This window comes from Spongiivirga sp. MCCC 1A20706 (assembly GCF_046524175.1).
GTDB lineage: Bacteria > Bacteroidota > Bacteroidia > Flavobacteriales > Flavobacteriaceae > Spongiivirga.
In genome coordinates, this window is the sequence record NZ_JBEFZF010000001.1 from 364,040 (window position 1) to 388,625 (window position 24,586).

Sequence of the window (24,586 nt, forward strand, 5' to 3'; positions counted from 1 at the left end):
CAATGCCTAAACAGAATATCATTTTAAGAAATAACCCTTTTACCTCACTTGAGTTTACTGACATTTGGGTAAAGCACTACAATAAAAACCTTCCTTCAAAAAGTTTTGAGGCTATAAAAGATGTAACGTTTGTTAAAAGTAGTTGGTTACCACTCTATATAAATGTAGGTAAAAACTTGACCAATGCAATATCATACCGTTTAACTGATATCAAAATTAATGAGCTAAGAAATCGAGTTTTTTATGTTTATGATGTCCCTGGCTATTTAAATGATGAGTTTGGAAAAAATAGTCCATTAAAGGTTAAAAGAGTTAGACAATATAAGGGATACTTATGTGATTTGCAGGGGTACGATAGTTTATCAGATTATATTAGTGATAATTTCAAATCTAAAAGTAGACGCCTTTTTTTTAAAAATAAAGAGAAGTTAGAAATTTGTTTTAATATTAGGTATCAAATGTTTTTTGGTGACAATATTACCAGAGAGACATATGATGAAATTTTTCATCATTTTTACAAATTATTACAAAAACGGTATACTCAAAAACGGATTTCGAATCACTATTTATCAACTGAAAAATGGGAGTATTTGAGAGAGGTAGTTTATCCATTAATTCTTTCGAAAAAAGCAAACCTATTTGTTACTTTCAATGAAGATACTCCGATAACAATTTCTTTAAATTATATTTCTGAAGAGATTGCTTTCGGTGCCTTAACTGTATTTGATACGGATTATGAGAAATTCAATATTGGTTTTATTGATATTATGAAACATATTGAATGGTATATAGAAAATGAAATTAGAATTTTTGATTTTTCGAAAGGCGACTTCGATTACAAAAAGCGCTGGGGTAACCTAATATATGATTTTGAATATCATATACTATACCGTAAATCGGTTATATCATCTTCTATAGCGAATGTTTTGTCAATTTTGTTAAAAACGAAACAATATTTAAGAGAGAAAAACCTGCATACTTTGTTTCATCGTATTACATTTTTCTTTAATAACAGTGGACAGAAAAAAGGCCTAAATAACTATGTTGTAGAGCGTCTTGATATAAAGCAAATAAAGGATTATAATCAATTACGGGAACTAAATGTAAATGATAATAATCTTAACCCAGAGTTGAAAAGGCTTTTTTATAGTTTCTTATATCAATATTCAGAAAGATATTTGAAGACAAAGCTATTCGAATCAGTGACTAAAAAAGGTACTTATTTAGTTTTAGGAGAGAAAAATGCAAATTCGATAACATTATGTTGAGTGTTAACATTTAATTATTTGATTTTTAATGAAAATTGTGACTTTACTTAGTAGAATTGACCAAACGGGAATGACTACAAACACCCTTGACCTTGCGCAAGGGATGATAAAAGATGGTCACGAAGTTTATGTAATAACAGGCGGACAGGTAGAAAAAAACAATCTACGACTCGATGGCCTATTGCAAGAATTTTTAGACGCAGGAGTGGTCGTTAAAAAATTTACAATTCCTCATGGAGGTAAGGTCAAGCGTATCTTTTTATCATTTACCTCTGTTATCAAGATATTGTATTTAATAATCGCTTTAAAACCAGATGTAATACATTCTCAATCACCATATATGTCTTTCTTGCCTTGGCTATTGGGTAAGAAATTCACTTCTACTTTTCATGTAAATGACTTTGTTAAATCATTCCGATATAAAAAAGCGTCTCATTTAATAGCGATTAGCAAGGAAACAAAAGAATATGCAATTAAGTTATTTGATTACAATCCAAAGAATATAACAATAGTCAATCACGGAGTTTCCAAGGAGTATTCAGCTGCTATGGATGTAAAAGCAAAGGATGATTTTAAGAAAAAGAATAACATTCCGTTAGATAAAATTATTATAGGATTTGTAGGAAGTATAGAAAAAAGAAAAGGTCATGATGTATTGCTGGAAGCTGTATCAAAGCTAAATGAAGATGCGAAAAGCAAAATACATTTAATTTTTTTAGGATCTTCGAAACATCAAGATAACAGGCCTTGGTTAGAAAATTTGATAGATCAAACTAAAACTGCAGAAATGGTTACTTTGTTTGAATATCAAAATCCGAAGCCTTTCTATCAAATTTATGATGTTTTCGTACTTCCCTCAAGACTAGAAGGATTTCCATTAGTGGTAATTGAGGCAATGATGAGTGAATGTTGTGTAATTAGAAGTAATGTACAAGGTGCTTACGACCAAATAGACGATGGTAAAGACGGCTTTATCTTTGAAAATGAAAATAGTCAAGAGCTAACGACGATTCTTAACAACGTAATACATAATAATAAGTTAAGAGTAAATGTGGCTAAAGCTGGCAAAGAGAAAGCTCTTAATAGATTTACTATTGAAGAAATGACTAAAGGTACGCTTGAGGTATATAAAAAAGTAAAAATCTAATATCCTTTTTTAACAAAAAGGATATTAGATTTAAATCATGTCTGCTAACTATTCCTAGTGCTAATTAGTATTCTGAGTATTATTACCAATGTTTATTCCATTCGAATTTGACACCAGCGGCTCTCTTGGACTGTTGAACGTATTTCCGTTCACATTAACCAAATAGCTCTCTTGGCCAGTTTCTAGATTAACATTAATAAAAGAAACAGGATAGCTTTTTACAGAAATTTCATTTCCATTGGGGCTATTTTCCTTTATAATATCAACTCCATTTATTACGGCTATATGAGAAGATATTCCAACACTTCCTTCAACTGAACTTTGAATAATGTTATCAGAAATCACCGTATTAAACAATTCATCTGGAATAAAAATACCAACATTTAAGTCAATTAAACGATTACCGCTTACTCTTTGGTCTTTGTTATACATGGTAATACCCGTACCATAGCCACGAACTGTATTGTTGGTAATTGTATTATCTCCAGCGGTTACTGCTCCGGGAGAGCCACCTCCAAGTGCATATCCTGTACGGTGTTTTTCAGAAGTACCGGTTATAGTATTATTGTCAATGACTACTTTAGTAGCGATAGCATATCCAATGAGGTTTTCCATGTCATTATTTCTTATAGTGACTTCGTCACCAATGGCAACTAAGAATCCTCCTGTTACACTTCCTCGTTCCGTGTTGCCTTCTATTAAGATATCACGCGCTTGTTCGTATAAAATAATATTCCCATTATCATCTCTTTCTCTGTAGGCTTCAATATCGATTCCTAATCTAGGTGCTGATCCTATAGATCTATCGGTATCAATACCCGCATTCAAGATTTGATTATTAAAAACTCTAATATCAAACCCATTCACTATTGATATGTTATTTCTTCTACTTTTATCGATCAAACAATTTTCTATTGTGATGTCATTTGAAGGTTTGTAGTCTGGATTAAAAGTAAATCCTAAACTTGCTACTAAAACCCCATCAGCAGTAGAATCATACATGTTAACACCGTCAACCGTAGTTGCAACTGCTGCGTTTAAACTAATCAAAGCACTGTCTCCGTGACCAGATGGGCCTCCGAATCCTTCATAAGTGTGTTGATCTCGATCTCCATGTAAATTACCACCTTTGATAAGCACGTTGGAATCATCAAGAACAGAAAGCAAAAAGAAACTAGTAAAGCCATTCGGTTGAACTCTCAAATGAGTGTTATCCGTCATTTCTAGATTAAAGTTAGAAGGGATAAAAATATCACCTCTGCGAGATTTTGGGAGAAAGTTTTGATCTTTACTTACTTTAAAGTATGCATCTAAAGCGTCTATTCTAAAAGTAGTTCTGGATGGGGCAGGAGATGGAGTCAAATCTCGTACTCTTTGAAAAAGGTTACGCAATATCCATTTGTTTTCTTCCGCTACCTCATCTGTAACTTGCCCCTGAATTAAGTTCCATCGCTCTGGATAGAAATCAAACACATCGCTTGTCAATTTCACTGATCCGCTAACTTCTAAGTTCGCGTTTAAGAGCTTGCCATCAATTTTTCCGTTCCCTGAAAAATTAAGTGTTCCATTAATTATTTGACCACCGTTATAGTTTAAGGTAATATTGTCTGGTAATGTAACGTTCTGACCGCCTAGATCAAGTGTACATGCTATATCATATACCATTCCCGACTCAAAAGAGGTTGCGCTAAAGTCGCATGGTGTTTCGTTAATAGGAAGTGCGCCATTTTCATCGACCGGAGGCTCGTCAGAAGGTGGTTCTTCATCAGAAGGCGGTTCTTCTTCATTTCCTTCTTCTTCCGGTGTTTCCTCTTCCGTGCCTTCATCAGCCATTTCTTCTTCGGCTTGCCGAATAATAAAATCCAAATCTTCTTCGGTACTACATGAGCTTACAAATACGCTAAAAACCAGAAGAAAAACATACATTAATACTTGGAATCTGTTGAGCATAATTAGATTTTTTGGTTATTTGAGAATTCAAAAATAACATTTTAACGATTAAAACACAATTTTATCGATTAAATGCATAAATTTTTAACATTACTCCTTTTTACATTACTTTTTTATAAAAGGTATGCCCGTAATTTCTGTACTTTCAAAAATAATACATATCATTAACTATCAATCAATTAAGTTTATTTTTTTAGCGATCAGTTTTTTAACGAATAATTTTACCTTTTATCCTGCTTAAGATACGTCTTAATCTTACTTTTGGATTTCGGTATTTCTGAAAATACACTTTAACATCTTTTTCAGTGTAATTTTGAACGATGATTATAGCTTATACAAAGATTGATTTGCTTTATTATAAAATGTTATAGTAAGTTCGCTTCAAATCTTAAATTTTACAATTTCCGTAATGAACTTGCTCCAGTCGATACGTACATCAATTTCAGAAAATAAAAATAGAAATGCATTCTTTATAAATGGTAATTCGTACACCTATGAGCAGCTAGGTCAATCAATCGCCAACATTAAAGCAGCTCTTGCAGGTTTAAAATTATCAGACAATCAAAACATAGGGTTAATTATAAATGATGATCTGGAAACTTATGCTTCTATAATTGCATTGTGGTTTGAAGGTCACTCGTATGTTCCTTTAAGTTTAGATAGTCCGGCAGAACGAAATTTAGATGTAATTAACCAAGCTGATATTAATATTGTTCTTGACTCTAGTAATAAGATTGATTTTGAAGATATACATATTATTCATTCTTCCGCTTTAGAAACAGCAACTATTAATTTAGCGCCTTCTAATTTTAACAAGGAGAACTTAGCATATATTTTTTTTACTAGTGGTACTACTGGGAAGCCGAAAGGGGTGCCAATTTCATTTAAAAACTTAGCCACTTTTTGTGATGCTTTCGAAGCAATGGACTGTAAAATAGACAATACTGATCGATGTTTACAAATGTTTGAATTAACCTTTGATCTTTCTGTAATGTCATATTTAATTCCTCTTTTAAAAGGTGCATGTATTTACACAATACCCAAAGAAGAGATTAAATACAGCTACATTTTTGAGTTAATGGAAGATGAGAAATTGACGTTTGCGTTGATGGTACCATCAATATTACATTATTTGAGGCCCTATTTTGATGAGATTGACTGTCCTGACATGAAGAATAGTTTATTTTGTGGTGAGGCACTTCCGTTAGACGTTGCTCAAGAGTGGTCTAACTGTGTGCCAAACGCTAGGATAATGAATGTTTACGGCCCAACCGAACATACAATTTTTTGTACCGAATTAATGTATAAAAGAGATGATGAGAACAAAGCGTATAATGGGGTACTTTCAATAGGTAAGGACATGAGAGGTACTACCACCATTATAGTTGATCAGAATAATGATGAAGTAGCTGTTAATGTCAAGGGAGAACTTTGCCTTTCCGGAGATCAATTGACCAATGGTTATTGGAAGAATCCTGAAAAAAACAAAGAAGCTTTTTTCAATAAAAATGGCACACGATTTTACAGAACTGGTGATTTATGTTTTAAGGATTCGGAAGGCGATATCATGTATTCGGGGCGTATTGACTTTCAAGCAAAAATTCAAGGATTTAGAGTAGAATTATCCGAGGTAGAACTATATGCAAAGCAAGGTTTAGAAAAAGTAAATGCGGTGGCCGTGGCATTTAATGATAGCTTAGGAAATACACAAATAGGTTTAGCTATAGAATCCGAAGAGTCTGACACATCATCAATGCTAGATTACATGAAGTCAAAAATGCCGCCATACATGATTCCTTCTAGTATTAAATTTGTGCCAACTTTTCCATTAAACACTAATGGAAAAATCGATCGAAAAAAAATAACAACTCATTTTACAAATAACATTTAGTATGGACGTAGAAGTTATAAAAGATAACTTGAAAACGATTTTAACCAATGTATTGTCTCATGACAATTTCGAAATGAAAGATGAATTAACAGCTAAAGATGTCGACGGCTGGGATTCACTATCACATATGGTTATAATTACCAAAATAGAAGAGCATTTCGGGATTAAGTTTAAGCTTAGAGATCTCAATAAATTGAAGAACATGGGATCCTTAATTGCTTTAATTCAAACAAAAATATAATTAAAGTAAGTGGTTTTTAATTCATTCAAGTTTGCCATATTTCTTATACCCGTATTCTTTTTATACTGGTTATTCTTTAGCAAGAAAATATGGTATCAAAATCTGTTTTTGCTTTTAACAAGCTTTGTGTTTTACGGTTGGGCTGATTGGCGTTTTTTGGCGCTCTTGATTTTAAGCATTCTCATCAATTACTTTTTGGGTAAAAGTATAGCGATAGGAAAAACAGAAAAGGTTCAGAAAGGGTATTTGTATTTAGGGGTTTGCTTTAATTTGGGCCTATTACTTTACTTTAAGTATTTTAATTTTTTCTATGAAGGCTTTTTTGAATTAATAAGTGCTTTTGGGTTTGATGGCGGACATACAACCTTAAAAATTTTGGTCCCGTTGGGTATTAGTTTTTTTACCTTTCAAACCTTGGGCTATTTGATTGATGTTTATAACGAAGAAATAGAGCCATCTCAAAATTTGCTTAGTTTTTCTGTATTTGTATCTTTTTTCCCTAAAATTTTGTCCGGACCTATTGAAAGGGCCGCCGATTTATTACCGCAAATATCTAAAAGGCAAGAGTTTTCTTATGCTCAGATCACAGACGGGTTACGTCAGATTTTATGGGGGCTTTTTACCAAGGTAGTTGTTGCGGAAAATTGTGCGTCATTGGTAAACCCTATTTTTGACAACTATGAATCAAACCCAGGAAGTGTACTATTTTTAGGTGCCGTGTTTTATGCCATACAATTGTATGCCGATTTTTCAGGCTACTCGAATATGGCCATTGGGGTTGGTAAGCTATTTGGAATACAACTTACACGTAATTTCCAAACACCGTTTTTCTCGACAAATATTAGTGATTTTTGGCGCAAATGGCATATGTCCTTAACAAACTGGATGATGGATTATGTTTTTACTCCCTTATCATTTATATGGAGAGGTTATCATAAATTAGGGTTAGTACTTGCGATCATAACAACTTTTGTTTTGGTAGGGTTATGGCATGGGGCTAATTGGACTTTTATCGTATATGGGTTGTTGCATGGAATTTATTTTATCCCGTTGGTTTATGCCGGAAACATCAATAAATCAGCTATAGTGGCTAAAGGTAGGTTGATCCCTTCAGTTGGTGAAACATTTAAAATGGTTTTGCTATTCATTTTGATAACACTTACTGCGGTATTTTTCAGGGCTGACACTGTTGTCCTTGGGTTTAAATATCTAATGGAAATTTTCAACTTGAGTGTGCTTGAGTTGCCGAATTATTTTTTCAATTCGAATAGTCTATTGGTCGTATTTCTTGTGGTACTTTTTCTGACTATAGAGTGGCTTAATAGGGAAAAGAAGCATGATTTTGAAATTGCGAATCTAAAAGGATATCAACGATGGACCAGCTATATTCTCATCTTTATTCTTCTTTTACTTTTTGGCAAAAGTTCAGAAACTTTTATTTATTTTCAATTTTGATTAGATGAAAAAACTACTCCTGAAACTAGGTTTGTTTTCTATTATTTGTGCTGCTATTATTTCGTTTATGTTGATGCAGTATGGTGGATATGTCGATTTTTTTTATAACAAATTTACCACACCTAAAGCAGTTTCAATGATTTTTGGCGATTCCAGAAGTTTTCAAGGAATGCAACCTCATGTAATGAACACCTATCTAGCAGATAAAGGATATGATTTACCAGTCTTTAACTACAGCTTTACCGGTGCCCAAGCAATAGCAGGACCTTATTATAATGAGAGTATTATGAAGAAACTGGATAACAGCAGAAGCAACGGTATTTTTGTTATTTCAGTTACTCCAGATTTTATTACCTCATCGAGTTCCTACGACAACGGTAAGGGCGAGTTTCGCGAAGCGGGACAACCTCCTCATAATATGAAGTTTGTAGATGTCAATCCAAATTTTGAATACTTTTATAAAAATTTCAATTTTTTCCATTTCAAATCAGTATTTCGAAAAGGAGCGAAAACACATAAAGACGGTTGGCTGGAAGAGTCAAATTTGCCAAAGGACAACGCCGTTTTTGAAGAGTGGCGTCAGCATCAAATAGATTTGTTTTTAAAGGATAGAGAAGACTTTCGTATTTCGGACTTTAGGGTTAAAAGCTTAGATAGTCTTGTTAAAAAACTAAGAAAGCATGGACAAGTTTTCTTTGTGAGGATGCCTATAAGCAAGGAATTTAAAGACTTAGAAAACAAATATTACCCAAATTTTGATCGAATAATTGACTCGCTATCTTCTTCAAATAGCATACATTATTTTAATTATACTTTACAGGGAGAAACAACCTATAAAACGTATGATGGTCACCATATAGATAAATATGGAGGTAAGCTTTTTACCCAATCGTTATGCGATTCTATTTTAAAAGTAGCGGCTAAGAATTAGCTCAAAAATATATATCAGGTTTTGGTAAGTATACTATTTTATCATTGATTGATAGCTTTTGTTTGTCAGCTTCATAAGCTATACTATACATATAATGGTTATCTTGAAAACTAATTACCTCCAAATCAGATTTTAAAAAAGAAACGGACAAGTCTAGTCTATGAGTTCCATCGGTTACTGGAATGGCTGGTAGTCGATCATCAATACCATTTCCAGTAGCTTTGATAATCGCTTCTTTTCTAGTCCATAGGTTGTAAAATGTTTTTGTCGAGTTTTTAGACTTTAGGATTACATTTGTTTCTTCTGCGCTAAAAACAGTATTTAAGATTTCCTCAAAAGTGAATTCATTATCTATAAATTCCACATCAACACCGATTTTGACATCACTAAATGCCAGAATAGCAACTTCTTTTGAATGTGAAACATTAAAATTAATCTTATTATGATTTTTTAAATAGGGTTTACCATTTTCTAAATATGAAATACGAATTCGAGAACTAGGTGTATTAAGGAATCTTGCTAAATAAATTTTTAGCAGTCCTCTACAAATAACGTAGTGTTCGCTATCTTTTACATGGTAATAGCTATTAGCTTTGTTAATTTCTATATCATCTAAAACCAATTTTAATTTGGGAACTAAATGTTGGTAATCAGAAAAACAAATTTTAAGCAATTTGATTCTTGAGTCAATTAGCTGATGAGAAACTGTATCAATGCGAAAATCTGGAACAATGTTCTTACAAACAAGATTGTTTCTAAAGGTTTGCATTTTTAGTATCCATAATGTTTTGAAGAATTCCCCCTAATTGTTTTACGTGTGTATCCTCAAACATATCACCGTGATCTCCTGGAATCATATGTTTATTTACCCCTTTTGTAGCTACACGTCTCCATCCTAGATATTTCCTGTCATGTGCAAAAAAGATATCATCGCCTTCCACTTTTAACAAATCAACTTCAATGTTTTGAGGTTCTATATAGTAATTGTTGATTGCCAGATTTGTCATTTGATCCAGTTTTAAAGAACGCTTAAAACGCATTTCATGTTGTTTTTCTCTGCCGTATTTAAAACGTAAATATACTTGACGTAAATCCCTTTTTATGAGCCAAATACGGTGTTTGAAATTTTTAATACTGCTAAACATTTGTTTTAAAGTAAATAGTATTTTACCCAATAGATAAAGTGTTTTGACAATGCTCTTTTTTAAGGATCTTTTATAATTATAAAAAGGAAAAACGTAGGTGTCGAATAGGGCAAGCATTTTCACTTCTTTTCCTTGTTCTTCAAGTTGGCGCACCATTTCAAAACCGATAACACCACCTAGTGAATATCCTGCCAACAGATATGGACCATTTGGATTAACAGACGTAATCTCTTCAATGTAATAAGCTGCCATTTCTTCTATACTGCTGTTAGGCTCACTTTTCCCATCCAACCCTTTTGATTGTAAACCATAAACCGGCTGTTCTTTATCTAAATTCTTAGCTAAAGGGTAAAATATCAATACATTATGTTCAGCTCCGTGTATAATGTACAATGGTGGTTTAGAACCTTCAGGTTTTATGGCGACCAATGATTTCCAATTATCTTCCTTTTTATCAGTATCTATAAAAGAAGCCAGTTTTTCAACTGTTGGATGCTCCAACAAAGCTGCTAGCGGTAAACGTACTCCGGTTTCTTTTTCAATTTTGGAAACAACCTTTATAGCGACAAGAGAGTGCCCACCTAAATCAAAGAAATTACTAAAAACATCGATTTCCGAAACTCCTAAACTTTCTTCCCAAATAGCAGCAATTATTCGTTCACTGGCTGATCTTGGTCTAGTACTTTTTTCAATCAAAGAAGCGCTGTTCACTAGATTAGTCAGTAGTTTCTTCCGATCTATTTTTCCGTTTAAAGTTTTGGGAAAATCATCAACTATTACAAATTCGCTAGGAACCATATGAGCAGGTAATAATTGTGTTAATTCACCTTTCCACGATGTAATCATTTCCTGTGATTGTCCATTTACATTGGTTGTTAATGTTGCAAAAAGACGATTATTTTGAACTAATACAACAGAACGTTGAACACCGATTAATGCGTCTATTGTATCTTCAATTTCTCCTAGTTCTATACGATGACCTCTTACTTTTACTTGTTGATCGATACGACCTAAACACTGAATCTCACCATTTGGTAAGAGTTTACCTAAATCACCACTTCGGTACAGCTTTATATGTTTATTGTCCGATATTTTAAAGTCAATAAACTTTTCATTAGTCAATTGAGGCCGATTCCAATAACCGCTAGCAAGGCCATCTCCAGCAATGCAGATTTCTCCAACTGAACCTGGAGGCAATATTAGGTCTTGCTCATTTAGGATATAAATTTGCGTATTGGCGACAGGTCGTCCAATCGTAATTAGTTTGTCAGTCTTGAGAATTTCTTTTCCTAAAGAAAAGATGGTTGTTTCTGTTGGCCCATATAAATTCCACAAGCCCTCAGTTCTATTTAATATTTGTTTGGCGAGAGAAAGGGGTAAAGCTTCACCACAACAGATTCCTCTTAGCGGTAATTTTTCATTCCAGCCTGCGTCCAATAGCATTTGCCAAGTAGCAGGGGTTGCTTGCAAGAGCGAAATATTTTCTTTTTTAAGAAGCTCTAACATTAAACGGGTGTCTTTACTTACCAGTGATTCGGCCATTACCATGGTTGCTCCTACAATAATTGGTAAGTACAATTCTATTCCAACAATATCAAACGAGATCGTTGTAATAGAAAGCAATATGTCATCTTCTTTTGCATTGATCGTTTCGGCAGTGCTGTAAAGAACATTTACCAGGCTATTATGACGTACCGGGACGCCTTTTGGTTTTCCTGTAGATCCAGAAGTATATAAAATATAAGCAATAGTTTTATTGTCTACCTCAGGAAGTCCTGCACTCTCTGTTGGATATGAACTTAATGTTGGAAGGATTTCTTCTAATGATACTATTTTGGCGTTGCAACTAATTGAACTTGACAGCTCGTTATTCGTTAATAAAAAAGCGGCATTGGCATCATTTAACATGAAGTCCAATCGTTTTTTAGGATAACCTGGATCTAATGGGATATAAGCCGCACCACATTTCATGACCGCAAGTAGACTAATCACCTGATCATTAGATCTGGGTAGTGCAACACCTACAAAGTCACCTTTTCTAATTCCTTGGTCATATAAACAATTGGCTAATTGATTAACCTTATCATTAAACTGTTTGTAGGTGAGTATCTCTTCTTTAAACTTTAGAGCTCGTTTATCAGGTGTTGCATTGGCTTGTCTTTCAAGTAAAATGGGTAGGGAAACTTGCGGATACTCTTTGGAAGTATTGTTCAATGTTTCGTAAGCCTCAAATTCTCTTGAAATAATATTTTTTATAGTTGACTGGGGGTTATTTATGATTTTGTGCAATACTAACTCAAAGGCACTCATCATATTTGTAATCTCCGACTCTTTAAATAAATCAGAATTGTAAGACCACTCAAGAATAAGATTTTCTTCAGTACCTGTCGCATTTAAGAAGAGCTCAAAAGCCTCATAGGTTCTGGGGTTACTTTTTAACTTGAAATCTAACCCCTCAAAATGGACTTGTACTGTCATTCCCATATCAATATTAAACACAATGGGAACAAGGGGAATACGAGATGGGTCTCTTGGTATGGGTAATTTTTGAATCAGCTCTCCAAAGCTAAGCCTTTGATGGTCATAAGAATCAAATAATTCTGTCTTTCTCTTTTTTAAATAGGTATCAAAAGTACTATTGGCATCAATACTACTTCTTAGTGGAAGAAGATTTACACAATGACCAATTAATTGATTTTTACCCGTTGCTGATTGTCCTGATGAAGGCAATCCAATCGTTAACTCATTTTGACCAGTTTGTTGATACAAAAATACTTCAAAGGCAGTCATTAATGTAGTGACAAAACTACTTCCTGCTTTAATACCTGTTTGCTTGATTGATGATAACGTATCACTATTTATCGGAAAGTCTAATCTGTTACTTTTATAGGTTCTTACTGGAGGTCTTTCTGAGCTAGATGGTAAGCTTATTTGCGGAATGATATTTTTATATTGATCAAGCCAAAATCGCTCCGTATCTTGATATGTTGTACTTTCCAGAAACGATAATTCATCATCAGCATAGTCGGAAAAAGGAATCGCCAGAGGTAGATCGTGATCTACATCTTTAACAAATGCGGAATATAGACTTCCCAATTCTTCAAGAATAATACCAGTAGACCAACCATCACAAATAATATGATGTGCCGTAATTACAAGGTGATGCTCTGTATTTGATAACTTTAATAGACCAAATTTTATAAGAGGCCCCTTGACCAAATTAAATATATGGTTTGCATCTGCCAGCAAGTAAGATCTGACAGATTTTAATATTTCAGTATCAGATTTTGAAGAAAAATCATGAGTTTGTATATCGATTTCAACACGATCCAAAACAGTCATAAACCGTCCATCTGTGCTAAAAACGCACCTCAATGATTCGTGGCGCCCAATAAGCCCATGTATTGCATTGGTTAATGCATTTGCATCAAGATTTCCTTTTAACTCCAGTGTTACTGACTCATTGTAGGCTCTATTCGCAGCATCTTCACCAAGTTCACAAGCTATCCAAATCTCTGATTGTGCTCTCGTAGTGTGTATTACTTTTTGAACGAGTGGTCCAGCAAATGGATCGTGCTTGTGCCTGTTTTTTTTATTGGTGGTCAATTGTTGCGTCATATACTTACAGATGAATTATCGAACAAATTATAATGACAAGTTCTATGTTTGTTATAAATCTATTTTCAAGAAATCACCTTCATTTTTCATATCTGGAATAAACCATGCCGGATTACCTTCATCGTCTAATCCTAATTTAGCACCAGGAACTGGAGGAGTATTCAAGCTTTTAGAATTGGTCCTAACCTTATTTTCGGTAGGCTTGTCACTTGCTGGTAAAATATCGGCAGTTATTAATTGATCAATGCATTCAAGAATCGTTTTTTTAATTTTTGCTAAATCATCATCATTATAGGCATCGGTTAGGAAGCACGGGAATCCATCCCATATGTGTATACCTTTTTCTCGCATCAACACAAAAAATAACTCGGCATATGGTATGTCTTCTAAAAACTTGACCCGCCATAGCGATCCAAAATAGTTAATTACCATCGGTAATTTTCTTTTTGAGAATTCAATATTTAAATCAAAAGCAAAGTTTTTGACCATATTGTTCAAGCGATCTTGTAAAGCGCTCCCTTTTTCTTTCATGAATTCTAATGACGCTTTGCAACTAGCCAACGCCAGAGGGTGTCGTACAAATGTTCCGGCAAAATAGGTAACGCCAACTTCCGGAAAAGATTGATCACCATATTGCCAATAACCCCCATCAAGTGCATCCATATATTTGGCATCCCCAAGAATAGCACCGATAGAAATACCACCGCCAATAACTTTTCCGTATGTGGCGATATCGGCTCTTATATCAAATAAAGCTTGCGTCCCTCCAAGGTGCATTCTAAAACCAGTAATTATTTCATCCCAGATAAAAACAGTTTCAGATTCTTTAGTGATAGCACGTACTTCTTTCAAAAATTCTACAGGTTGAAACTCAGGTCTCCTACTTTGAACAGGCTCAACGATAACAGCAGCTATTTCATGTGCACGTTCTTTTATAATTCTTAAACTCTCCTCGGTTCCATAGTCTAAAACCAAAACATTTTGCACCGAAGAGGGTAAAATTCCTGCAGCAGCGGGGAACGTTTTGTGTTTTTTGGAACCTCGAACCAACGCTTCATCATTGATACCATGATAAGAGCCTGTAAATGCCACTATAAGAGATCGACCTGTAACAGTTCGTGCGATTCGAATAGCTCCTAAAACCGCCTCTGAACCAGTATTACATAAAGCTGCTCGCTCATGATTTGTCAATTCACATAATAATTTGCATACCTCACCCGCCAATGGATGTTGCGGGCCTACTTCAAAACCAAGATCTATTTGTTTATGTAAAACATCCTTTATAAAATCAGGTTGATGACCAAATAAGCAAGACCCAAAACCATTAAGTGCATCTATATATTCATTACCATCAATATCCCAAAGTCGGTTCCCCGCAGATTTTTCTATAACTAATGGGTATACCATTTCTTTTGTCATTGGTTTGAAACCAGTGACCACTCTTGGATCAGCCATGTATGACCGATGTTCTTGCGAAGATGCTTTACTCTTAGCTGTTTTTTTATTATAGGATAGTATAAGTTGGTCTAAAAACTGTTTCTGCTTACTATCCATTTCAGCAGCATTTTTTTCTATACGAGGTGAAGCACCAAAAGGCTTTTTGTGCTCTTTTTTTTCTGCCTCAGTACGATCATCTTTTGAAACACTATTTTCCGTCTTTTTCAAGGGAGATTTAGCGGGCGTATGAACATCATTTTGACCTACTATTGGAATAGAGGTAGTTGAAGAATTCCCGCCTTGTAATAAGTTAATTTGTTGCCCTAACAACTGTAATTGTTGCGCTATAAGATTTAGAGCAGAATTTTGATCGCTATAATTCGCTGAAGGCATAACCGTTTGTTGTATAACACTATTATTATGTTGATGAGTATTGTTGACCGTATTAGCAGCAGGCGGTATTGATTCCGTTGCCTCAGGCGCGAATTTATCTGCGGGCAATGTTTCATCTAAATGGTCTGCCAATAAATTAGCAGATCCATATTGATCATTTAATTGCCTGAAAGTAACTGCCACATCAAACTTATTTTTGCATGCTATGGCCATCTGCGTTAGTACTAAAGAATCTAATCCCAGTTCAAGAAAGCTCAAATCATATTCGCTACTTTCAAGATCAATTCCTGATGTATCAGAGATTATTTCTTCAATCTCTTTTAGAATAATTGTTTTTCTCATAACAGTCTTTTTTACTTCTGGTAAAGGGGCAGTAACATTATTAATCACAGTGTTACTTGCTGTAGTTTGAATATTATTGTAGGTATTGTTTTCTATCATCGGGGGTTCAACCCAACATGGCTTTTTATCAAAAGCATATGATGGTAAGCTGACCTTTCGCATTTTATCAATTTCATAACAGTCCTTCCAATTTGGTTCTATACCATTTAACCATAATTCACCAGTTGCATGTAATACGGTATGATATGCATTTTCATTCCGTTTAGGAATCGGTAAACTTGGTATAGCGGTGAGTTTTTTACTTTCCTTTTTTTGATATGCCAAAGTGGTTAGCGCCTTTCCTGGTCCAACTTCGAGTAATATGGGGTTACCAAGAGCTATCATAGTATCTAGAGCATCCGAAAATTGAACGGTGTCTCGTAAGTGATTTACCCAATACAATGGATCTGTAGCCTCTTCATCCTTGAGCCATTTTCCAGTGACTGTCGAAATAATTGGTATTCGAGGTATTTTCAGGTTGATTTTTTTGACTTCGTCTTCAAAAGTAGATAATACCGGATTCATCATATACGAATGAAAGGCGTGACTCGTTGCCAAAAATATGCTAGGAATATTTTCCTCTTTTAGCATTTCTATATATTCCCTAATATCATGTTCAGTACCCGATACAACGCATAGATTATCTGAATTTATCGCTGCCATGGACAAAGTATCCGGAAGTGATTTTTTTACCTCAGCTGCCGAAGCACGAATACTTAACATGCTTCCACCTGGTAATTCACTTACCAATTTGCCTCTTCGTGTTATTAACCGTAAGGCATCTTCCAGATCAAATATACCTGCTAGATGGGCAGCAACAAACTCACCTATACTGTGTCCAGTCAAGATATTAGGTTGAATTCCCCAGCTCATCCAAAGCTGGGCCAACGCAAATTCAATAGCAAAAATTGCTGGTTGCGTATATCTGGTATCTTTCAAAGTGTTTACAGCGTCATCACTATGATTGTTAGGATAAATGATTGTTCTTAGATCAAAATCGAACTCTTCTAGAATGAAATCGGCACAAGCATCGATGGAATCTTTAAAAACCGGCTCATGTGTGTAAAGGTCAAGTCCCATTTGCAAAAACTGTGATCCTTGCCCCGGAAACATAAATATTAGGTCATTTGGAAGTACTTTAAGTTCTTTTGACTTGATATGAATACTTTTTTCGGATAGAATTTTTTCAGCCGCACTTTTTTTATCCGAAGTGACCATAAAACTTCTATGCTTAAAAACGTCTCGTGTAGTTTGTAATGTGAACGATACATCACTAAGTGAATCGTTGGTTTCTTTTAAGTAGTATCCAAGTGATTTTTTATATAATTCTTGACTTGCAGATGACTTTGAAGACCATGTTAGTAGTTGTGCAGGTTTTGTAGAAATTGATTTTGACGTATCCTTTTTCCTATATTCTTCCAGTACTATATGAACGTTAGTGCCGCCTACACCGAACGAGCTGATTCCTGCTTTTTTAGGTTGATCAGTAATCCAATCTGTCAATGTGTTATTTACATAAAAAGGGCTGTTATCAAAATCTATTTTTGGATTAGGAACCTCAAAACCTAACGATGCGGGAATCTTATTATGTCTCATTGATAGAGCCGTTTTTATAACGCCTGCAACACCGGCAGCTGCAGTTAGGTGCCCCATATTACTTTTAATCGAACCTATAGCACAAAAACCCTTTTTTTTGGTGTCTCCAAATGCTTTGTGTAATCCTTCCATTTCAATGGGATCTCCCAAAGGAGTTGCAGTTCCATGAGCCTCTACATAACTTATTTCATTTGGGTTTACATTAGCATCAATTAACGCTTTTGAAATTGCATTTGATTGTCCTTCAATACTCGGTGCAGTGAAACTACCTTTATCCCCACCATCATTGTTAAGACCAATTCCTTTTATAACCGCATAAATTTGATCATTATCTTTTTCAGCTTCATCTAAACTTTTAAGCAATACTACGCCCGCACCGTCACAAAACATAGTGCCAGTTCCTTTGGCATCAAAGGTTCTACATCTACCGTTCGCACTTAACATAGATCCTTCTTGATACAGATGACCGCTATTCATAGGAGCAGTTACGCTGGACCCTCCTGCTAAAGCTACATCGCATTGCCCTGTTCTGATAGCTTCAACTGCTTCTGCAATTGCAAGCAACGATGTTGAACATGCTGAATGAACACTAACTGCAGGCCCTTTCAAATTCAAATGATAAGCCGTTCGAGTGGCAATGTAATCTTTATCATTAACGGTATTAGCCTGTACGCTTCCAACTTGTTGCACCAATTCTTTATTTGGCAAAACATTATTGATGTAATAGGTATTGGTGCCAGTACCTGCATACACACCAACACTACCATCGAAATGCTTTGGCAAGTGTCCCGTTTGTTCCAAAACTTCCCAGGCAATTTCTAAAAATAATCGTTGTTGGGGATCCATCGCAGAGGCTAGTTTAGGGTTGATACCGAAGAACCTAGCGTCAAATGCTTTGGCAGAAGGTACAATACCTCTAGCTGCAACATAGTTTTGAGCATTGCGTATATTTTCAGGAATACTTTTATCCAACTCTTCAGGTGTAAAGAACGATATGGTTTCTTTGCCATTTTTTAATACTTCCCAGAGTTCTTTGATCGATTCAGCTCCGGGGAATCTTCCGGCCATTCCAATGATAGCGATATCCGCGGTGCTATTTTTCTTTGAATTTCTTACGATATTACTTTTTGTTGTCTGCTTTTCGAAGAAACCGAGATGTTCTGATAGCTTCGCTATGGTAGGAAATTGGTATATTTTTGTAACTGCAATGGTAGTATCAAATTCTTTGGACAGAGAAGCAGATAGCTTTTGAGTCAAAATAGAACTACCACCCATTTCAAAAAAGTTATCATTGATACCAATATTTGGGATATTTAAAACACTTTGCCATACCTCAACCATTAAGTCTTCTTTAGAATTCCTTGCTCGTTTTAACAAAGGAGCGGATTCTGGGCGTACATATTTTGGGGTAGGTAAGCTTTTTTTGTCAACCTTGCCATTTGGCGTTAAAGGAAATTTATCAACCCACATATAGATTGATGGTATCATATAGTCAGGAAGCTGCTCGCCTAGTTGAGCTTTTAGGGTGTCAATGTTTTTTTCAGTTATTGAAGATTGTAGATAAGCTACAAGAACTGGATTTTGACCAAAATGTGTACTAGCAACCACAACACCTCTTTCGACAGAAGGTAAAGCATTTAAATATGTTTCGATTTCACCTAATTCAATACGATACCCTCTTATTTTAACTTGATCGTCGATACGTCCTAAAAACGCTATTGTGCCATCTGGTCTCCATTTAGCTAAATCACCGGTACGATATAATTTCTCACCTTTTAAAAAGGGATTATCAATAAATTTTTCGTTTGTCAATTCAGGAAGGTTGAGATACCCTCTGGCCAACCCTTCACCAGAAAGACATAACTCTCCAGCTTCTCCTAAAGGAATAAGATTGAGGTTGCTGGATACGATATAGGCCTTAACATTACCAATAGGTTTCCCTATTGAAAGTGATTGTTGATTTGTGCCTTCATCTACATATTTATATAGGGTAGAAGTAACCGTATTTTCGGTAGGACCGTAAGCATTAAAAAAATCACAAAACTCAATAAATCTTTTAGCGAGTTTAATAGAACTTGCCTCACCACCGGCAACAACCCTTTTTACCGACTTTAAATGAGATAAAGACGGCAAGGTTTCTAAGTAGCTTGGTGTTGCATTCAGATGCGTTATTTGATGATTATTAATAAAACTAGGCAGCTCATGATTTTTTAAAGCTCCTTTACCAATAATAGCCAAGGTTGCACCGTTAAATAAGGCCAAAAAAATCTGTTCTACTGAAGCATCAAAGTAGTAATTAGAAAATTGTAATATTTTCTCAGTATGGTCAATTCCGTATAACTCCGTTTGGGCGGTAATTAAGTTTATTACCGATTGCTGTTCTATCATTACCCCTTTAGGGTTTCCCGTAGTACCTGAAGTATAAATAATGTAAGCAAGATCTTCATGAGAAATCAAACTTGACAACGGGGTATCAGGCAAATGTTGTTCTTGAGATTGAAAATCTCTTAAAACATCAGTATCGATAGTTACCTTGCAATTACTGTCTTTTATTATGAAAGCTTTCCGCTTTTCTGGATAATCAATTGAAATCGGTACGTAGGCTGCACCTACTTTTAAAATACCCAGTATGGAGATAATTAAAAACTCACTCCTATCAATCATTAAACCAATCAGATCATGGTTTGATACTGAATAAGTATTGGCAAGATAATGCGCAAATTTGTTAGATAAGTCATCAATCTGTTTAAAACTTAATTCTTTTTCTTCAAAAATTACCGAAATGGCATTAGGGGTCTTTTCGACTTGTTGTGCAAATACATCGATAATAGATTTTCCTTTTTGAAAATCCATCTTTGTATTATTATAGGTCTCTAAAAGTTGTTGATCTTTTTTAGATAATTGCATACCAGTACATTTTTAGTAACCTAGATTTTTGACTGTAAAGGGATGTTAAGACGCCAATTAAACTTAGAGGTCTTAATGATTAGGATTTAATTTCTAAGTCTAAAGTAAGACTGTAAAAACAAATACATTGAGATTATCGTTGAATGAGGCATAAGTCTAGATTAAGTTAAAAAAAACAAAACCTTGTGTAAATAAAAGGTTAATTTGAAGCTCCATTAAAGCTCATAAAATGAGGGAAACCTTCTTCTTTGTGTTTAGAATGATGCCATATTTTAAACCCTGATTTTTTTAGTAAATGAGGATAATTATGAGAAAATGAGCGTTCTGCACCATACACTTGAGAAGCTTTTTGCTTTTCAAGATTATGATTTGCGCATATGGGTTCGATAGTAACGATTAAAATGTTTTTTAAGGTACCGAGGTAATTAAAAAAATCTTGAAGTTTTTCTTCGGTAAAATATTCCAGAACACCACGAAAGGTTACTAAAATCATATTGTCATGTCCCTGCTTTTTAAACCATTCAAATCCGTCGTCAGCTACAAATTTTAGTCTAGTATTATCTTTATACTTCTCGTTGTTTTTTTCTGTTTGAATTTCGCTCAAATCGATACCTACAAAGTTCTCTATAGTGTTAAAATGGTTAGATAAATAGTCTAAGACAATACCATTGCCCGAACCAATTTCTACTAGTGTTTTTACTGGGGTTTGAGACTCACTAATTTTGTTTTTAAGTGTATCAAATATAAACTGTGTTCTGGGTAAGTGGTTTTCTTGTAGTTCGTTTTCGGTTGCCGAGAAGAAAACATGTCCTTGGTTTATCCAATAATTATCATGTAGCTTTGATAGCTGAGAGGGATTGTTTCTTTTTTCTACTTTTTTTAATATCGCCCTTCTCATCAAGCGATCTCCAAATGATAGTTTATGGTCCTTCATGATGACCGTAAGTCCTTCATGCTTTAATCGCGCTGCCTTTTTTGGTAAGAAGAAAACAAGAACATTACCAAGAGTGTTAGCAAGTAAGTTAACGAGAGCCGATCTGATATTATTTTTCATATTGTTTTAAGAAATTCTTACTTCGATCGTGATGATAAAAAAACTTATTTACATTTCTTACACAAATAGGACGATTGGATCAATTATTAGTTATTTGAAGAGATTACGTATCTGAATATTTTTTGGTGAGGGCTAAATATTAATTTTTAATTCGTAAATAAATATCGCATATAACGAATATTATGAGGTTTTTAAAGAGTTGATGGTTTTTATTAAAAAATGTTATGGTAAGTTCGTCCGCTGTTAAAGTGTGAATGTTTATGTCGATGTTTTTTTAGGAAGATTTCATTAGGTTATTGATATGAAGGAAAAATTGAAACTGGTAGCGGTTACCAAAAATGACATCAAAAAAGCATTGGCAGAAAATACCTATTGGCAGGAGTCGAAATATATCCCTTTTTCAAAAAGTAAAGCGGCGTGGCTTCTGCGCAATGACCGAATAGATGACAACGATGTATGTGCCATTCTTGGTTTAGAAGGCCAGATTTTAGTATCGTTTATTTTTATGATTCCAGATATAATCCGAACAGAAAACGGATTGAGAAAAATATATTGGAGTTTAAGATGGTGGGTGATCGACAAGCATAAAGACACAATTTTGCCAACGTATACTCGAAAAAAATCTTTGAAGGCAATTAATAACCAAATCATTGTTCGTTATCTGGGAGAAGAGGTTGAAGCTTTCTACGAAAAACAACCATTTACAAAAGTGGGATCACGAAGGCGCTTTTTCATAGTTTTTAGTTTAGATGCGAATCTTATTTTATTAAAAAAGCCAACGCTACACTTCTTAAAACCAATACTGAAGTTTTTTGAAAAACTTTCCTTCAAGACGATTCAAATACTAAATAAACGAATTGCTAGTAAGAAAAAAGGCGTGTACACTTATCAATATTTAGAGGAATTAGATAATGAAACATGGGAGTTTTTAAAGCAGCATACTATAGATGATATTGTGCCAAAAACTATGGAATACGTTAATTGGCAAATTGACAATACTCAGTATGAAAATATAGAGAGTAACAGCCAAAAGCATATTTGCCTTGTTGGTAGTATATCAAATAAAATAGGTAATACAAGTTTGAGTATTTTAGTAAAAGGTACTGTTGTTGGATTTTTATCATATTACATTAATGGCAGCGAGTTCATTGTCCGCTATTTTGTTTTTGATAATGATTTTAGAAGTATTTGTGTGGATGCTTTAATGGAGAACTTTATTAAATCAAATTCTATTGTTTTACAAACAGAAAATGACTTTTTAGGACAAGAAATAAAAAAGCGATATCATAAAATATTTAGTAGAGAAAAAAATATTGTTTCTTTAGTCCATAATGATCTTAATATTAACGCACTTACGATCCGTGATCATGATGGCCAATTTGCATAGACTCATCAAATGAATTTTTTAAATCATCTTTTTAATTCCTTTAAAGAAAACGAGAGTGTGGAAGCATTTTGCATTAATGATGTATTCTACACTTATGGTGATTTGATGAGAACGATTAATGTGATTAGAGCACTTTTAAGAGAGAAATCATTAAAAGATGAATGTCATTTTGGTCTTATAACGAATAATGATTTAGAAACATACGCAACAATTTTCGCCCTTTGGTTTGAGGGAAAGGCTTATATACCCATAAATCCGAACCATCCCAAAAAAAGAAACCAAGAAATTCTAGCCGATATAGATATCCGCAACATTTTTAACTCGTCCAACGAACAGTTGAGTTATCAGGATGGTTACAATGAGATATCAACAAGAGGTTTTTCATCGATGTCAAATCAACATCTTTTCGGAGCTATCACCTTCGATGAAAAAGCAATTGCATATATTATTTACACCAGTGGTAGTACAGGTAAGCCCAAAGGAATTCCGATAACATTTGGAAATTTGAATGCTTTGTTTTCTGCCATTAATAGTGATGCTATTTTCAAATTGAATAAAAAGGATCGGTGCCTTCAGATGTACGATCTTACATTTGATGCTTCCTTAACGGCATTTTTGCCAGGGCTTTTTGTAGGAGCTTGTATTTACACAGTTCCTCCCAATAGTATGAAGTATTTCAAGATACTAAAGCTTATTGCTCAATACGAACTTACGGTATTAAAAATGGTACCTTCTATCATTTATTATTTAAAACCATATTTTAAGAAAATACATGCTCCAAGTGTTCGATATTGTATTTTTGGTGGTGGCAAACTGTTTGAGGACATAGTACTAGATTGGATGAAGAGTATTCCAAATGCTAAGATACTGAATCATTATGGCCCCACAGAGACAACCGTTTGCAGTAGTTATTATGCATACGATCAAAGCAGTGTGAAAAAATTCCAAGGTATTTTATCCATTGGAAAACCATGGCCTCATTTGGATTATTTGATTGTTGATGAAAATGGTCAGGAATTGGGAATAAATGAACATGGAGAACTTTGTATTGCGGGTGAACAGTTAACCAAAGGCTACCTGAACAATCCTAAAAAAAACAGTAGTTCATTTTTCGATAAAAATGTCAACGGTGTTGTCAAAAGGTATTATAAAAGTGGTGATATTTGTTATCAAAGCGATGACGGGAATTATATGTATGTTGGTCGGATTGATTTTCAAGTAAAAATAAGAGGTTATCGAGTGGAATTATCTGAAATAGAATATCATGCCAAGGCTATAAGTAATTCACCCGACATTCTTGTTATCGATATATTGAATGCATTAAACAACGCTGAACTAGCTTTGGTAACTACCAATGATAAGCTGGATTTTAATCCAGTTATTGATTACCTAAAAACAAAAGTACCTGACTATATGGTTCCAACAAAAGCGTTTAAGATATCTGATTTTCCTCTCAACCTAAATGGTAAGATTGATCGCGAAAAAGTAAGAGAATCATATTATAATCAAAACAAACAATGAGTCAAGAAACCCTAATAAGTAGTGTAACTAAAGTTTTTGAAGCTGTTTTAGAACATACTAATTTTTCCCTTTCTAGAGAGACGACAGCAGCTGATGTTGATGGTTGGGATTCTGTAACCCACATTATGATAATTTCAGAGATTGAAAAAACATTTAAAATAGAATTTGATTTGATGGATTTAATGGATATGGACAATGTTGGAGATTTATTAGATACCATTGAAAAAGAAATTTCAGAGAATTAAGATTCATTTGTACTGCAAT

The 24,586-nt window shown here is 34.3% G+C and carries 14 protein-coding genes; 9 read left to right on the plus strand and 5 right to left on the minus strand.

Annotated features, from left to right (window positions below; all coding sequences use genetic code 11):
• Positions 1 to 2: 2 nt before the first annotated feature.
• Complete coding sequence (locus ABN763_RS01700) at positions 3 to 1,268, plus strand: GNAT family N-acetyltransferase (RefSeq protein ID WP_410483675.1); 1,266 nt, start codon at positions 3 to 5, stop codon at positions 1,266 to 1,268.
• 28 nt (positions 1,269 to 1,296) lie between these two features.
• A complete protein-coding gene (locus ABN763_RS01705) occupies positions 1,297 to 2,415 on the plus strand; it encodes a glycosyltransferase family 4 protein (protein WP_410483676.1) in 1,119 nt (372 codons plus the stop codon).
• Positions 2,416 to 2,475: 60 nt separating this feature from the next.
• Here the strand turns inward: ABN763_RS01705 and ABN763_RS01710 are convergent, their stop codons facing one another.
• Positions 2,476 to 4,365 carry a right-handed parallel beta-helix repeat-containing protein gene (locus ABN763_RS01710; RefSeq protein ID WP_410483677.1) on the minus strand — a complete coding sequence of 630 codons (1,890 nt, stop codon included), beginning with the start codon at positions 4,363 to 4,365 and terminating at the stop codon, positions 2,476 to 2,478.
• Between the two features lie 409 nt (positions 4,366 to 4,774).
• On the opposite strand from ABN763_RS01710, the gene ABN763_RS01715 reads away from it, so the two are divergent.
• From ABN763_RS01715 to ABN763_RS01730, 4 genes are all read left to right on the plus strand, one after another.
• The gene (locus ABN763_RS01715) at positions 4,775 to 6,256 is read left to right on the plus strand and encodes an AMP-binding protein (protein WP_410483678.1); all 1,482 of its coding nucleotides are present in this window, start codon (positions 4,775 to 4,777) and stop codon (positions 6,254 to 6,256) included.
• Position 6,257: 1 nt separating this feature from the next.
• The gene (locus tag ABN763_RS01720) at positions 6,258 to 6,497 is read left to right on the plus strand and encodes an acyl carrier protein (protein WP_410483679.1); all 240 of its coding nucleotides are present in this window, start codon (positions 6,258 to 6,260) and stop codon (positions 6,495 to 6,497) included.
• A 108-nt stretch (positions 6,498 to 6,605) separates the two neighbouring features.
• Positions 6,606 to 7,952, plus strand: coding sequence for an MBOAT family O-acyltransferase (locus ABN763_RS01725; protein ID WP_410483680.1), 1,347 nt, complete (start codon positions 6,606 to 6,608; stop codon positions 7,950 to 7,952).
• Positions 7,953 to 7,956: 4 nt separating this feature from the next.
• Complete coding sequence (locus ABN763_RS01730; RefSeq protein ID WP_410483681.1) at positions 7,957 to 8,883, plus strand: hypothetical protein; 927 nt, start codon at positions 7,957 to 7,959, stop codon at positions 8,881 to 8,883.
• Between the two features lies 1 nt (position 8,884).
• Here ABN763_RS01730 and ABN763_RS01735 read toward each other — a convergent pair whose 3' ends face one another.
• From ABN763_RS01735 to ABN763_RS01750, 4 genes are all read right to left on the minus strand, one after another.
• Positions 8,885 to 9,652: a 4'-phosphopantetheinyl transferase family protein gene (locus ABN763_RS01735; RefSeq protein WP_410483682.1), complete on the minus strand. Its 768-nt coding sequence runs from the start codon at positions 9,650 to 9,652 to the stop codon at positions 8,885 to 8,887.
• The gene (locus tag ABN763_RS01740; protein WP_410483683.1) at positions 9,639 to 13,646 is read right to left on the minus strand and encodes a non-ribosomal peptide synthetase; all 4,008 of its coding nucleotides are present in this window, start codon (positions 13,644 to 13,646) and stop codon (positions 9,639 to 9,641) included. Before ABN763_RS01740 ends, ABN763_RS01735 begins: the two co-directional genes overlap by 14 nt.
• Positions 13,647 to 13,697: 51 nt before the next feature.
• Positions 13,698 to 20,360 carry an amino acid adenylation domain-containing protein gene (locus ABN763_RS01745; RefSeq protein ID WP_410483684.1) on the minus strand — a complete coding sequence of 2,221 codons (6,663 nt, stop codon included), beginning with the start codon at positions 20,358 to 20,360 and terminating at the stop codon, positions 13,698 to 13,700.
• 199 nt (positions 20,361 to 20,559) lie between these two features.
• Positions 20,560 to 21,414, minus strand: coding sequence for a class I SAM-dependent methyltransferase (locus ABN763_RS01750; RefSeq protein ID WP_410483685.1), 855 nt, complete (start codon positions 21,412 to 21,414; stop codon positions 20,560 to 20,562).
• 301 nt (positions 21,415 to 21,715) lie between these two features.
• On the opposite strand from ABN763_RS01750, the gene ABN763_RS01755 reads away from it, so the two are divergent.
• The 3 genes from ABN763_RS01755 to ABN763_RS01765 are packed head-to-tail and all read left to right on the plus strand — an operon-like array spanning position 21,716 to position 24,567.
• Positions 21,716 to 22,801 carry a hypothetical protein gene (locus ABN763_RS01755; protein WP_410483686.1) on the plus strand — a complete coding sequence of 362 codons (1,086 nt, stop codon included), beginning with the start codon at positions 21,716 to 21,718 and terminating at the stop codon, positions 22,799 to 22,801.
• Between the two features lie 9 nt (positions 22,802 to 22,810).
• Positions 22,811 to 24,322: an AMP-binding protein gene (locus ABN763_RS01760; RefSeq protein ID WP_410483687.1), complete on the plus strand. Its 1,512-nt coding sequence runs from the start codon at positions 22,811 to 22,813 to the stop codon at positions 24,320 to 24,322.
• Entirely contained in the window at positions 24,319 to 24,567 is a 249-nt protein-coding gene (locus ABN763_RS01765) for an acyl carrier protein (RefSeq protein ID WP_410483688.1), read from the plus strand. Before ABN763_RS01760 ends, ABN763_RS01765 begins: the two co-directional genes overlap by 4 nt.
• Positions 24,568 to 24,586: the final 19 nt, after the last annotated feature.

Excerpts from the sequence above, each read along its gene's own strand:
- ABN763_RS01755 (WP_410483686.1), top strand. The coding sequence starts at position 21,716 with ATGAAGGAAAAATTGAAACTGGTAGCGGTTACCAAAAATGACATCAAA.
- ABN763_RS01730 (WP_410483681.1), top strand. The coding sequence starts at position 7,957 with ATGAAAAAACTACTCCTGAAACTAGGTTTGTTTTCTATTATTTGTGCT.
- ABN763_RS01765 (WP_410483688.1), top strand. The coding sequence starts at position 24,319 with ATGAGTCAAGAAACCCTAATAAGTAGTGTAACTAAAGTTTTTGAAGCT.
- ABN763_RS01700 (WP_410483675.1), top strand. The coding sequence starts at position 3 with ATGCCTAAACAGAATATCATTTTAAGAAATAACCCTTTTACCTCACTT.
- ABN763_RS01710 (WP_410483677.1), bottom strand. The coding sequence starts at position 4,365 with ATGCTCAACAGATTCCAAGTATTAATGTATGTTTTTCTTCTGGTTTTT.
- ABN763_RS01760 (WP_410483687.1), top strand. The coding sequence starts at position 22,811 with ATGAATTTTTTAAATCATCTTTTTAATTCCTTTAAAGAAAACGAGAGT.
- ABN763_RS01750 (WP_410483685.1), bottom strand. The coding sequence starts at position 21,414 with ATGAAAAATAATATCAGATCGGCTCTCGTTAACTTACTTGCTAACACT.
- ABN763_RS01745 (WP_410483684.1), bottom strand. The coding sequence starts at position 20,360 with ATGCAATTATCTAAAAAAGATCAACAACTTTTAGAGACCTATAATAAT.
- ABN763_RS01720 (WP_410483679.1), top strand. The coding sequence starts at position 6,258 with ATGGACGTAGAAGTTATAAAAGATAACTTGAAAACGATTTTAACCAAT.
- ABN763_RS01715 (WP_410483678.1), top strand. The coding sequence starts at position 4,775 with ATGAACTTGCTCCAGTCGATACGTACATCAATTTCAGAAAATAAAAAT.
- ABN763_RS01735 (WP_410483682.1), bottom strand. The coding sequence starts at position 9,652 with ATGCAAACCTTTAGAAACAATCTTGTTTGTAAGAACATTGTTCCAGAT.
- ABN763_RS01705 (WP_410483676.1), top strand. The coding sequence starts at position 1,297 with ATGAAAATTGTGACTTTACTTAGTAGAATTGACCAAACGGGAATGACT.
- ABN763_RS01740 (WP_410483683.1), bottom strand. The coding sequence starts at position 13,646 with ATGACGCAACAATTGACCACCAATAAAAAAAACAGGCACAAGCACGAT.